General features: G+C 33.6%; 10 protein-coding genes and 1 other RNA gene. 6 read left to right on the forward strand and 5 right to left on the reverse strand.

The window, feature by feature from the left end; translation table 11 throughout:
* Window positions 1-351 precede the first annotated feature (351 nt).
* Both U9P79_07450 and U9P79_07455 read right to left on the reverse strand, forming a co-directional pair.
* Window positions 352-696: a hypothetical protein gene (locus tag U9P79_07450; GenBank protein ID MEA2104458.1), complete on the reverse strand. Its 345-nt coding sequence runs from the start codon at window positions 694-696 to the stop codon at window positions 352-354.
* Between the two features lie 12 nt (window positions 697-708).
* The gene (locus tag U9P79_07455; protein ID MEA2104459.1) at window positions 709-1,362 is read right to left on the reverse strand and encodes a hypothetical protein; all 654 of its coding nucleotides are present in this window, start codon (window positions 1,360-1,362) and stop codon (window positions 709-711) included.
* Window positions 1,363-1,978: 616 nt separating this feature from the next.
* Here U9P79_07455 and U9P79_07460 point away from each other — a divergent pair.
* The 6 genes from U9P79_07460 to U9P79_07485 all read left to right on the forward strand — a co-directional run bounded on the left by U9P79_07460 (window position 1,979) and on the right by U9P79_07485 (window position 7,762).
* Window positions 1,979-2,704, forward strand: a complete 726-nt coding sequence (locus tag U9P79_07460) for a C4-type zinc ribbon domain-containing protein (GenBank protein MEA2104460.1) — start codon at window positions 1,979-1,981, stop codon at window positions 2,702-2,704.
* Window positions 2,693-3,126, forward strand: an RNA gene (gene rnpB / locus U9P79_07465) — RNase P RNA component class A. Before U9P79_07460 ends, rnpB begins: the two co-directional genes overlap by 12 nt.
* Before the next feature lie 36 nt (window positions 3,127-3,162).
* The gene (recJ, locus tag U9P79_07470; GenBank protein MEA2104461.1) at window positions 3,163-4,872 is read left to right on the forward strand and encodes a single-stranded-DNA-specific exonuclease RecJ; all 1,710 of its coding nucleotides are present in this window, start codon (window positions 3,163-3,165) and stop codon (window positions 4,870-4,872) included.
* Complete coding sequence (locus U9P79_07475; GenBank protein ID MEA2104462.1) at window positions 4,862-5,734, forward strand: 6-bladed beta-propeller; 873 nt, start codon at window positions 4,862-4,864, stop codon at window positions 5,732-5,734. Before recJ ends, U9P79_07475 begins: the two co-directional genes overlap by 11 nt.
* 161 nt (window positions 5,735-5,895) lie before the next feature.
* The gene (gene lnt / locus U9P79_07480) at window positions 5,896-7,407 is read left to right on the forward strand and encodes an apolipoprotein N-acyltransferase (GenBank protein MEA2104463.1); all 1,512 of its coding nucleotides are present in this window, start codon (window positions 5,896-5,898) and stop codon (window positions 7,405-7,407) included.
* On the forward strand, window positions 7,397-7,762 hold the full coding sequence (locus tag U9P79_07485; GenBank protein ID MEA2104464.1) for a MerR family transcriptional regulator: 366 nt from the start codon (window positions 7,397-7,399) through the stop codon (window positions 7,760-7,762). The genes lnt and U9P79_07485 overlap by 11 nt, the downstream gene beginning before the upstream one ends.
* A gap of 2 nt (window positions 7,763-7,764) precedes the next feature.
* On the opposite strand, the gene U9P79_07490 is transcribed toward U9P79_07485, so the two are convergent.
* The 3 genes from U9P79_07490 to rlmN form a co-directional block, all read right to left on the reverse strand.
* Window positions 7,765-9,411 carry an HD domain-containing phosphohydrolase gene (locus U9P79_07490; protein ID MEA2104465.1) on the reverse strand — a complete coding sequence of 549 codons (1,647 nt, stop codon included), beginning with the start codon at window positions 9,409-9,411 and terminating at the stop codon, window positions 7,765-7,767.
* A 21-nt stretch (window positions 9,412-9,432) separates the two neighbouring features.
* Window positions 9,433-10,746 (reverse strand): diguanylate cyclase, encoded by a 1,314-nt coding sequence (locus U9P79_07495; GenBank protein MEA2104466.1) that lies wholly within the window; start codon window positions 10,744-10,746, stop codon window positions 9,433-9,435.
* Window positions 10,747-10,900: 154 nt separating this feature from the next.
* A complete protein-coding gene (gene rlmN, locus U9P79_07500) occupies window positions 10,901-11,944 on the reverse strand; it encodes a 23S rRNA (adenine(2503)-C(2))-methyltransferase RlmN (protein MEA2104467.1) in 1,044 nt (347 codons plus the stop codon).
* Between the last annotated feature and the right edge of the window lie 416 nt (window positions 11,945-12,360).

Here is a 12,360-nt window from a genome sequence, read left to right on the forward strand (position 1 = left end):
AAGAAGTGAGTTTGCTTTGCAAATATATTCATGAGCTCGCTTTGCTCGAACAAAAGCAATTTTCCGGCAAAGAATTGCAAGAATTTATTAAAAAATCTAATAAGATTTTAGAATTCGTGAAGTAACTCCATCCGCCATCTGGCGGATGGATTGTCGGATATAAATCTATGGGCGGCTTGTTATTGCAAGTCGCCATTTTTTTTGTCTGTTCTCAAGAACAATGAATAATGAATAATGAATAATTCCCATCAATTCCCAACTTTTACCATCTTCCTTACCACCGCATTTTTACCATATTCCAATTTGTAAAAATATGTTCCGGGAGAAACTTCATTTCCATAACTATCTTTTTTATGGAATTAAATTATCAGCATCCCAAAAGTGAGTAATAGTCTTTAGATAACCCTCAACGATCCATTCAGGAATATCATCTATACCGGTAATATACGGATTTTGAGCTGAAGTACCATATCCATATATCCAATCGCTATCATCTTCATCTGACGAACCTTCCCTTATAGCATTATAAAATGGATTATTACCATCATCTTGATATATATTATAAGTTTTATATTTATTTAATAAATTTACACCTTCTTCGAACAAATATTCATGAATAGGTTGCATATATGCGGAAATGTTAGTATTAATAAGAATGCATATCATTATTGCTAAAAAAACAAAATACTTTTTCATTGCTACTCCTTTTTAAAAAATAAAAGATATTTTCAAATTACTTATTATCAATTTTAAACCAAAATCTAAGGATATACGGAAAAAAGAGTTAGTACCAATTTTAAAGCTATAACCTAAACCGTAAGAAATATTAGGAAATACATAGTGCTTTATATCTCCACCACCTCCCGGCTCAGGGCCAATCATAATTACATAATCCAAACCCAAATTAAAACAGTTATATAATCCTGCTCTGTCTAATGATCTAAATCTATTAACGTTCCAGGAACTACCCATAGTCGTTACAAATCCTATTGTGTTAAGATGTAAGGTTACCATATTCTCCCTTACATAAGTAGAATCATATTTAATTTGTCCCCATCCTAACTGAATTCCAGGCAAAATAACAGTATCAAGAGCAAAAAGGAAACACCCTTTGGGTCTTTCAATTGATTCAAGCAAATCAGTACTACTCTCAGAATGGAAATTGGGAACATTGGGTACTTCATTTAAATTGTGGATATTATTAGCAATTATAACATTCACAATATCATTTGAACCACTGCTATTAAATTGTCTTTGAGTACTTGTAATATTCAGATTATTAAATTTTAAAAAAAGTCCATTACCAGCTGACGAAACAGCACATAACAGCATTAATAGAACCAATATCCCAATTATTTTCATTCTGCATTTGGCAAAAAACCAAATAATTTAATTCCCATAATACTCCTAAAATTTTTAATAATTTTACACTTTATATTTTGTGCCGAATTGATATGTGGCAAATAAGATTGTCAAATATTGTGAAAAATTTTGGGAAAGTTGAATGGGGATTTTTTGCTTTTAATTTTCACTCTTTCGGAAAAGGCAAATAAAGAGATTACTCTTTTAACCGTATTTATTAATTTCAATTTTATTTTGCTTGTGCAATTTCAATTTTTTGTAAACAAAATTTGAATTCTATTTTGAGAACTTCCTGCAATCTTGTCAATTTTTTGGTAATAGGACAACCAAAAACTAATTTATGGAATTCCTAATGAATTTTTATTAGATTTTATTTTACCTGCTTGGAAAATATTTTTTTTATTATAATTGACAATTTCGTACATTTTAAAAAATATGCCTATTAAAATTATGAAAGTTCTCAAGAAATTATATAAAAGGTTTCCTCTTTACCAGTGGTGTGGATTGCATCGTATAATTCCCACAACAGCAGGTGATTATAATAAATTTAAAAAGGCATTTGTGAATAAAATCACAAGTGCCTTTTTTTATAATATGAAAAATAGCAGGAGAAAAAATGCAAAAAGACTTAGAGATTTTGTGCAGTTTGCAAAAATTGGATAATAAGATTTTTCAAATAGATAAAAAAGCCAAACGATTACCCAAACAATTGAAAGAACTGGAAGAAAAAAACGAATCTGACAATAAGGCGATCATCGAAATTAATCAAAATTTGGAAGATAATCTTCAGAAGCAGATGAATCATGAATTGGACATTTCTGCGAATCTAAAAGAAATCAACAATTACGAGAGCCAACTTCTTTCTGTTAAAACAAACAAAGAATATAAGGCTTTGAATTCGGAGATTGCTTTCAAGAAAGAGAAAAATGCTTCGATTGAAGAAAAATTAATCGAACTATTAGAGGAAGAATCAATTCTTAAAAACGAAAAAAAGAGTATCGAAATAGTTTTCACAAGCGATAAGAAAAAATTAGAGGAAGAACGGGTAAAAATTGATGCTGAAATCCATGAATATGAAACACAAATTAATGTCTGGGAACAAAAAAAAAAGGATTTAGGAAAAAAGATTCCCGAAATTTTATTCAGAAGATACAATCGCCTAATTTCACATAAAAACGGTAAAGCAATTGCTGAGATAACCAAAGAGGGAGTGTGCTCGGGATGTCATTTTAAGATACGTCCCCAAATAGTAGTTGAAGTTATTAAAGGTAATTCAATCATCACCTGCGAAAACTGTTCAAGAATTTTTATACCAATAGACGTGTCTTCCAAAGAAAATTAGACAATCGCCTTCCGTCCCGAAAACCTTCGGGATTCGGGGGGAGGAAAGTCCGAACACCATGAGCAGAATACTTCCTAACGGGAAGTCCCGGTAACGGGGAGCTAGTGCAACAGAAAATATACCGTCCACCAATTCATCGGTGGATAAGGGTGAAATGGTGGTGTAAGAGACCACCAGTATCGGTGGTAACATCGGTAGCTTGGTAAACCTTATTCGGTGCAAGGTCAAATAAAAGGGAATCCCGATATTTTCGGGAACGAATCCGCTCAGTTCGTCATAACCCTTGGGTAGATCGCATTAATCTGCCACCTTTTTGGTGGAATCTGCCACTTGGCAGATAGCAGTGATGCCAGATACAGATAAATGGTTGTCAGTCTGCCAGCCAGCGGATTACAGAATTCGGCTTATTATTTTCTTTGGAAGTTTTATTTTATTAAATTTATAGAATTGGAGATGAGATGAGAAAACGATGGATTTTACACGAAACGGATGTGAACGAATCATTGCAGAAAAGTCTTGCTAAAGAGCTTTCCTGTGATGAAGTCATCGCAAAATTTTTGCTAAAAAAGGATATAACCACCGCGGAAGATGCAAATAAATTTTTCAAACCAAAATTTGAAGATCTTCACAGTCCGTGGTTGTTTTCAGATATGAAGAAAGCTGTAGATCGAATCCAGAAAGCTATCTCCAATCACGAGAAAATTATTATTTATGGAGATTACGATGTGGATGGAACTACTGCCACCTCTATTCTCCTTTTGGGATTACGAGAATTAAATGCGAATGTTGATTATTATATTCCAAATCGGATAAGCGATGGATATGGAATGTCAGAAACAGGCAATGCTGCCCTGACGAATATGAATGTGGGGCTGGTAATAACCGTTGATTGCGGAATTGATGCAGTAGATGAAATCAATGAACTTAGCAAAATGGGAATTGATGTAATAATTACAGACCACCACACTCCAAAAGAAATATTACCGGAAGCACATGTAATTATTGATGCTAAATTAAAAAATTGTCCTTATCCCTTTTCCGAGCTTGCCGGAGCAGGAGTAGCTTTTAAAGTTCTTCAAGCCCTTTTCCTTGAGAATAATCGCGATAATATCATTGACTACATTGATCTCGCCGGTTTGGGAACAATCGCAGATATTGTACCTTTGACCGGTGAAAATCGTATTATTGCCACACTGGCAATTGATAAATTGGAAGAAAGAAAAAATATCGGATTGAAATATCTCATGAATCTTTGTGGACTAAAAGAGAAAAAAATTCGCTCCAGCGATGTGGTTTTTAAGATCGCTCCGAGAATCAATGCTGCCGGACGCCTGAGCAGTGCTGACAGGGCAGTAAATCTTCTTACAACGGATCAGGTTGAAAAAGCAAAAGATCTAGCACTTTCAATTCATACGGAAAATACTCGCCGACAAGCAATAGACCAGAAAACCTTTCAAGAAGCCCGTGATATGATCGAAGTAAAATATGATAATCTTGATGATGTGTTTTTGATCGTGCTTGCTTCAGAGAATTGGCACCCGGGAGTGGTTGGAATCGTTGCTTCCAAAATCGTGGAGCATTATAATCGTCCGAACATCCTCATCACTATTGAGGACGGTGAAGGACGCGGCTCGGGAAGAAGTATAGCAGGTTTTAATCTCTTTGATTGTTTGTCCGAGTTTCAAGATTATTTGATCAGTTTTGGAGGACATAAATATGCAGCCGGACTTGCAATTTTACCCGAATATATTCCCGAATTTGAGGAAAAATTGAATGAGTATGCAAAAAACAAAATGACCCCAGAAGATATTATCCCTCAAATCAGTATTTCGGAAGAGATACAGCTGGACACTGTTAATAATAATTTCATCCAGTGGCTAAAACTTTTCGCACCATTCGGTCCCAGAAACATGAGTCCGGTATTTATGAGCAATAAGGTTCAAATCGTGGGTTATCCCTACACCGTTGGCACAAATCATCTGAAAATGAAAGTTAAGCAAAATTATACGACCCTCGATTGTATTGGCTTTAATATGGGCGAATTAGCCCCATTCCTAAAAAAAGGTTCTTTCGTGGATATTGCTTATTCTCTTGAGGAAAATGAGTGGAGAAATATTAAAAAAATTCAGGCAAAACTAAAAGATATCAGACCGCATAATGCATATTAGAATTTCCCTATATAGTACATTTTCTCTTCTTTTTTTCATTGTAATGATTTCCTGTTCTTCAATCAATCTACAAGATAGCCATCCCCTACCGAAAAATTTAACTTTTTCTGAAAAAATATCATTCGCTTTTCATCCCGATAAAATAATTTTCGACGATTATTCAAACGCCTTTATTCTCCTAAATAAATCAGAAAATACTATCTACAAAACCAACCTTTCCGGTAAATTAATCCAAAAAATCGGTGAAAGTGGCTTTGGAGATGGCCAGTTTATCAATATAACAGATATTTCCTGTGATAGTTTTGGAAATATCTATGCACTCGATAATGATATAAATAAAATTATTAAATTCGATGAAAATGGGCAATTTGTAAACAGTATCTCGTTTGCGGAGATTGATGAACCTGAATTGCTGGAGGTGAAAAATAACGGAGACTTGTTGATTTATGATTCTGCTACAAATCTAATCTACTCCTTTAGCTCAGAAGTAAATTTGCGTTTTACATTTGGAAAATTTGAGATTGTTTCACCGAAAAAAATTAGCTCTACTATCAATTTGAATTATATTCTTGATACAACAAAAAATGAAATAATCATTTTCGATAATTTCGGAGGATTTGTGAAAAGCATTTCCCCCAAAAACATGATTTTGGATATTTCACCCGCAAAATTTTTTTTACTCACCTTGGATAACCGGAATAATTTGAATATTATAAAAGGAGAGCAGACTCTAAATATGCCGCTTCCGTCATTCAGCAGTAAATTTTCCAAACTACACTTTTCCCAAATATTACTCTTCAAAAATAAGATAGGACTAATTGATCAGCAAGAATTTTATATTTTCCAATATTCTCATCAATAGTCAGTTAGCTGATTTTATTAAAATATTACTTTACACAGTTTACACTTCATTATAAATCTGGTTCACACTTATCTTTTTTAGATAAAATGGTTTTTATATGACTAATTTAATAAATAAAATAAGCAAACGCGATAACCCTCCTTATCGCAATCAGACAAATTATGCATTTTAAAATTAATAAATGGCAGCTAGCCATAATTTCAGGGATATTGTTTGCACTGTCGTTTATTGGGATTGGTTTAGGATTTCTCTCCTTTCTTGCCTTCATTCCATATCTAATGCTTCTTAAACGCTCCAATCCCAAACAAAGTTTTTTCTATGGACTTCTATTTGGAGCTGTTCTAATCATTATTTCCGCTTACGCAATTCTTTTCGTTCGCATATATGCATTTTTGGGATTGCTTATCGGAATGGCGTTATATTTGGGATTGCTTAGCTATTTTATAAAAAAAGTAGAACTTAAATTTCCAAAAATTTTCTATTTTGTTTTCCCTATGATCTGGATCGGATTTGATCATTTCATGACTTTGGGGCAATTAAATTTTCCCTGGTTCAACATTGGTTATTCTCTTGCAGATTATTATTATCTCATTCAATTTGCAGATGTTTTGGGTATTTACGGGCTTTCTTTTGTAGTAATCTTGATAAATATTCTTATCTATCGGTTACTCTCAAGCCGGTTTAAAACTTTCAAATGGATAATATTGATTTTTATTTTATGGTTTGGTTACGGTATTTATAAGCATAAAACAATTCAGATAAAACCTCAAAATCTGAAAATCGGTCTAATTCAATTGAATGTTAATCAAGAGGATAAATGGAAAAAGGAACTTTTCAAACCGATTACCGATGACTACATCGAGCAAATACAAAACCTATCAACTAAGCAAAATGTGAATCTCGTGATTTTACCCGAATCTGCTATCGCCAAAAATCTTTTGCACAACCACGTTTATCAACATAAATTTTCCGAAATAGCGATAAAGAATCATGTGAATATTGTAGTCGGATTTCCTGACTATGATGTACAACTCAAAGGACAAACTCGACAGGTCAAGTACTATAATAGTGCAACTCTAATTGATAGTTTAGGGAAATATCATGAAAAATATAGCAAGATAAAGCTCGTACCATTTGGTGAAAGAATTCCATTGCTAAACACATTACCAATCCTTAAAAAACTGCAATTTGGTCAAGCAAATTTTGAATATGGAGTAAACCATAATTTATATGAATTGAATGGTTTCGATTTCCCGATTTTGATCTGCTTTGAAGGTGTTTTTCCCGAACTAACTCGCGATTATGCAGCCAGGGGCGCTGATTTTCTTGTTGTGATTACTAATGATGCCTGGTTTCAAAAAACTGTTTTTCCAATTGAGCATGCAAATAATACAAAATTACGGGCAATAGAAACCCGTTTACCCCTTTTCCGTGTAGCCAACACAGGCATCTCATATATTATTGACCCCAAGGGCAGAGAAATCAGAAAATCAAAATTATTCACAAAAGAAAATTTAGTTTCATATCTTCCCTCCACACTCGAAGATATTGGTAAAACTTTCTTTGTTAAAATTGGCTATATTTTCCCAATTATCTGCTTCTGGTCTTCGATATTCCTGATTTTATATTCCTTAATAACAAGTTGGATTTTATTTAGAAATTATGGAAAATAAAAATAAAACAAAATACTACTACTCCATTTCTGAGGTTTGTAATATCACGAATCTGAAATCACACGTTCTACGATATTGGGAGACAGAATTTGCCCCGCTTCATCCCAAAAGACGAAATAACTCCAACAGACGCTATACTTTAAAAGATATTAAAACCATCAAAAAAATTAAATATTTGCTCTATACAAAAAAATATACAATTAAAGGAGCAAAAAACCGTTTGCGGGATGAAAAAAAAAATCAACTCCCCATAACACTATTTGATAATTCAACAACAAAAATAAATTTAGAAGCATTGAAAAATATAAAAACCGAACTGATAAATTTAAAAAAACTTGTAAATAAAATGCGTTGAAATTATTTGCAAAAATCTTTAATATTGAAAGAACCCGTATTTTCTTTCGACAGAACTTCTTCCGCAAGAGTTTTATACAATCCCGATTCGAGAATAAATTCAAACAAATCCTTGTCAATGACATCATTTTTTGCCATTGTGCCAAGGATACTCATCACCTCACTTAAACTTTTCCCTTTTTTATAAGGTCGTTTACTCGCAAGAGCCTCAAACTTATCGGCAACGGCAATTATTCTGGCTTGCAAGGGAATATCCTCCCTCGAATACCCGAACGGATATCCTTTACCATTCAACTGCTCGTGGTGACAAGAGGCAAAATAGGGAACATTTTTATACTGTTTGGGGAAAGTAAATGAGGATAACATCTCCCAAGTAGTTTTCACATGTTCCTTCATCTTTGCAAATTCTTCCTCAGTTAATGTTCCTCTTTTGATTAATAAATTTTTCAGTTCATCTTCCGTGATAAGTTTGTAATCTTCCTCATCCACTTTGTATCTAAATTTGGATATTTCTGTAAGCCGCTCTGCATCCTCATCAAGCAAAAATTCCCTACCGGCATTTTTGCTTTTAACAAATTCCAAATCATCTAGCAATTTAAGTCTCAAATTATTCAATTCTTGTATTTCAGCAGAATGTCCATCCGCTTTTTGAAGCATCATTATTTTCTTTTCAATATTTACAATAATGATTTCAAAGCGTAATTTGATCAGCTCAATCCTATCAACAATAGTTTCTAATTTTTTTGACTTATTGATAATTTTTTCAGGTGTGATAATCTTCCCAATGTCATGCATCCAGCCGGAGATTGATATTTCTTTTTTTTCCTTTTCCGAAAAATGTATATCCTTATAAAATCCTGAATCAGATGCACTTACCGCATCCGTAATTATGTCTGTTATCTTAGCCACCCTCGTTATATGATTCGAAGTAAATTTTGACTTCAGATCAATAGCTTTTGCGATAGATTTGATAAATTGAAAAAGCAAATCCTCCAATCCCTGAATTAATTTTTTATTCGTAAGCGCAATTGCGGCTTGAGAAGCAAGGGAATTCATCAACAATAGGTGATCATCCGAGAAGGGAAGTATTTCTTGTTCATCTTCAGACATGGCGTTTATGAGTTGCACAATGCCTAACACATCGTCTTCATGATTTTTCAGAGGAATTGCGATCATAGATTTGGAACGGTAATGATGCTTTGTATCATATTCGAGTGTTCCTTTATTATCAAATAAATCCTGCTTATAAACGTCATCCATTCTTTGAGCTGTCTTTGTATGATAAACATAGGTAACAAGATGTTTTAGTTCTTGCTCATTTTCAGAAGTAAACAAAGGAATCTTGGGCCAGTCAGGATGGTCGTCCGAATCTCGTAATTTAACATATAATGAGCGATTGTAAATTAATTTGAATTCAAGAAATTTTTTATCTGCTGAAAGAGTGTATATTGTGGCTCCATCGGCATTTGTATAATCGAGAGCTTCTTTGAGCATAAGATCAAAAACATTTTCAATTTTTGTTTTTGATGATAAAGCTCTGCCAATCTCAACAAGTTGTTTAATGTGTTTTTTCTGCTTTTGCAATCTATGTAAAAGTATGTCTATCTGCTGCAACAAATTACTGTTTTCTTTATTATTAATGTTATTCACTTTATTCTCGAAATAGAAATTTTATTCGGTTTTAGCCATTTCCCGAAATATTACTACACAATTTTTACCGGTTTCTTTACCATAATATAATGCTTCGTCGGCTTGCTTGATGCACTCGTCAATATTCATTTCTTTATCGTATATCCCTATCCCAAAAGTCATTGTGTTTTGAATTTTTATATCCTTTTCAATAAATGGAGTATCCATAATTGTTTGTCTAATTCTTTCACAGATGATTTTTGCTCCGTCAATCTCGGTTCTCGGAAGCATCATAATGAATTCTTCCCCACCCCAACGTCCAAGAACATCTTGCCGACGAACCATTTTTTTCATTATGTCGGAAATATGCTGCAAAACCTTATCACCAACATCATGCCCGAAAGTATCATTTACGGACTTGAATGAATCAATATCAGAAATTATTAGAGCAAAGGGATAACGAAAACGTTCGAAACGTTGAATTTCATATTTGATTTTTTCCAGAACATCCCATCGAGAAGATATTTTTGTAAGGAAATCAGTTCTTGCTAAAATATCCATCTTCTGATATGCTTTTTGGAGTTGTTCCTTTGATTTTTTTCTTTCGGTAATATCGCGAACAATTCCAATAGCATGCCAAATATTACCTAATTTTACACTTGAAAGAGATAACTCCGTAGAGAACCGTTTCCCATCCTTTTTTATAACGGACAATTCAGTAATTTTTCCTACAAACTTGCCATTCCCATTTTCAGAAAAATTTTTCATTCCGAGTTTGAACTCATGGCGGTTTTCCGGAGGAATAATAAATTCATAAATTTTCTTACCGCTTATTTCCCGATTTTCATATCCAAACATTTGCTCGGAAACAGCATTCCACAAAGTAACTCTAAACTTGTCATCCATCATAAATATGGCGTCCTGTGCTGATGAACTGAGAACACGGAATTTCTTTTGCTCCTCCCTGACTCGCTTTTCAAGATGAATAGTTTGCGAAAGGGACACAAGGCAATCATAAATTTTATCTTCCTTAACAGGTTTCATTATAAATTTATCCACCCCAAGATCTATCGCTTTAATCAAATATTCCGAATCACTAAAAGCTGTTAGAATCACAATTTTTACATTTTCAGATTTTTCTTTGATTTTGCAAAGCATTTCCAAGCCGTTCATAACAGGCATTTGAATATCTGTTACAACAACATCCGGTCTCCCATGTTCAAACAATTCAAATCCGATCTTACCGTTTTTGGCCAAAAAAAGTTTTTTTACTTTTCCTATCAACTTTGCAGCTACAGATTGCTGAATGATGGGCTCATCCTCTACATATAAAACCGAAATATCTAATTTTTCCATACTTTTTACCTTATCATTGAATATTTATTTACAAAAACAAAAATCATTTGAATGAAATTTGTTGTAAATATTTTTATTTATTTAATTTACATTTCATTGCTAATCTACCCGTTTTCTTCGATTCATCGTCCTTACAAGCCCCAGAGAAAACAGATCATAAATCCTGCTGTTCATTTAAATAATCATTTCGAAGTTGCCCACAAGCAGCTTGGATATCTCTACCCATTTTTCTGCGAATCGTTACTTCAATCCCTTTTTTCTCTAAAATTGAAATAAACACTTTAGAAGTTTTTTCTGTAGATGCTTCATAACCTTTTTCTCGTATAGGATTCAAAAAAATCAGATTTACGTGAGACATAATTCCATTTAAAATTTTTGCCAGTTCAGTAGCTTCCGCTTCACTATCGTTTTCATCTCGGATCAAGGCGTATTCAAAAGAAATTCTTCTACCGGTTTTTGTGCGATAATATTTGCACGCCTGCAAAATTTCATTCAAGGGATATTTTCGGGCGATTGGCACAATTTTTTCTCTCTCACTATCAAAGGGAGAATGCAGAGATACGGTTAAGGTAATTGGCAATCCCTCTTTTGCTAACCTGTATATCTGCTCCGGAATTCCAACAGTGGAAAGGGTAATGTGCCTGTATCCGATATTTTGTCCATCCGGATCATGAATCAATTTTAGGAATTTTAGGACATTATCATAATTATCCAAAGGCTCGCCACTTCCCATTAAAACGATGTTACTTATTTTAATTCCAAGATTTTTTTGAACGAGATAAATTTGGTTAAGAATCTCTCCTGATGATAAATTTCGAACCAATCCACCTTTTGTGGATGCACAAAACGAACAACCCATTTTACAGCCGACTTGTGTTGATAAGCACTGAGAGTATCCGTATTTATATTTCATCAAAACCGATTCGATGATATTATTATCCGAAAGAAGCAGCAAAAACTTTTTGGTTTCATCAATTTTGGAATTATATCGTTTTAAAATTTTAGAATTGCCTATTACATATTTCTCAGAAAGTTCCTCTCTCAACTTTTTGGAAAAAACTGTAATTTTATCGAATGAGCCAATTTGATTTTGGTGAATGGCACGAAAAAGCTGTTCGGCTCGATAGGATTTTTGATCGAACTGAGCCATTAATTCTGCCAATTCTTTTTTGGAAAAGGATATTAAATCGTTTTTCATTTTTGTAATGATTCTCCGAATGTGATTCGACGCAGATAAACCCCAAGTGGAATATAAATGTAAAAACATTCCACCCCGATGAAATAAAAAATAAAAAAGATTTCATTGGGCAAGCAGGGCAAGCACTGATTATGCTGATGAACCCCTGTTGAATAATAAAATACAAAGCATTCAACGGGGATATTACACTTTTTACAAAAAAAATTTTCTTGCGAAAATCGGTTTTTTCTGAGTGATGTTGTTTATCACATTCATCTGCGTCGAATCTATACTTTACGGACAGACTCTGATTAGTGTCCATCCGTAAAGTAGCATATCAAGTAAAATATATTCTTCATCCTTTTTACAACTCATCCCCTAACCCCTTCTCTTCAAAGAGAAGGGGAACTTTTATCTCCCTCTCCTCGATAGGAGAG

The sequence above is a fragment of the Candidatus Cloacimonadota bacterium genome (assembly GCA_034661015.1).
Taxonomy (GTDB): Bacteria; Cloacimonadota; Cloacimonadia; order JGIOTU-2; family JGIOTU-2; genus JAYEKN01.

Excerpts from the sequence above, each read along its gene's own strand:
- U9P79_07450 (MEA2104458.1), bottom strand. The coding sequence starts at position 696 with ATGAAAAAGTATTTTGTTTTTTTAGCAATAATGATATGCATTCTTATT.
- U9P79_07455 (MEA2104459.1), bottom strand. The coding sequence starts at position 1,362 with ATGAAAATAATTGGGATATTGGTTCTATTAATGCTGTTATGTGCTGTT.
- U9P79_07460 (MEA2104460.1), top strand. The coding sequence starts at position 1,979 with ATGCAAAAAGACTTAGAGATTTTGTGCAGTTTGCAAAAATTGGATAAT.
- recJ (MEA2104461.1), top strand. The coding sequence starts at position 3,163 with ATGAGAAAACGATGGATTTTACACGAAACGGATGTGAACGAATCATTG.
- U9P79_07475 (MEA2104462.1), top strand. The coding sequence starts at position 4,862 with ATGCATATTAGAATTTCCCTATATAGTACATTTTCTCTTCTTTTTTTC.
- lnt (MEA2104463.1), top strand. The coding sequence starts at position 5,896 with ATGCATTTTAAAATTAATAAATGGCAGCTAGCCATAATTTCAGGGATA.
- U9P79_07485 (MEA2104464.1), top strand. The coding sequence starts at position 7,397 with ATGGAAAATAAAAATAAAACAAAATACTACTACTCCATTTCTGAGGTT.
- U9P79_07495 (MEA2104466.1), bottom strand. The coding sequence starts at position 10,746 with ATGGAAAAATTAGATATTTCGGTTTTATATGTAGAGGATGAGCCCATC.
- rlmN (MEA2104467.1), bottom strand. The coding sequence starts at position 11,944 with ATGAAAAACGATTTAATATCCTTTTCCAAAAAAGAATTGGCAGAATTA.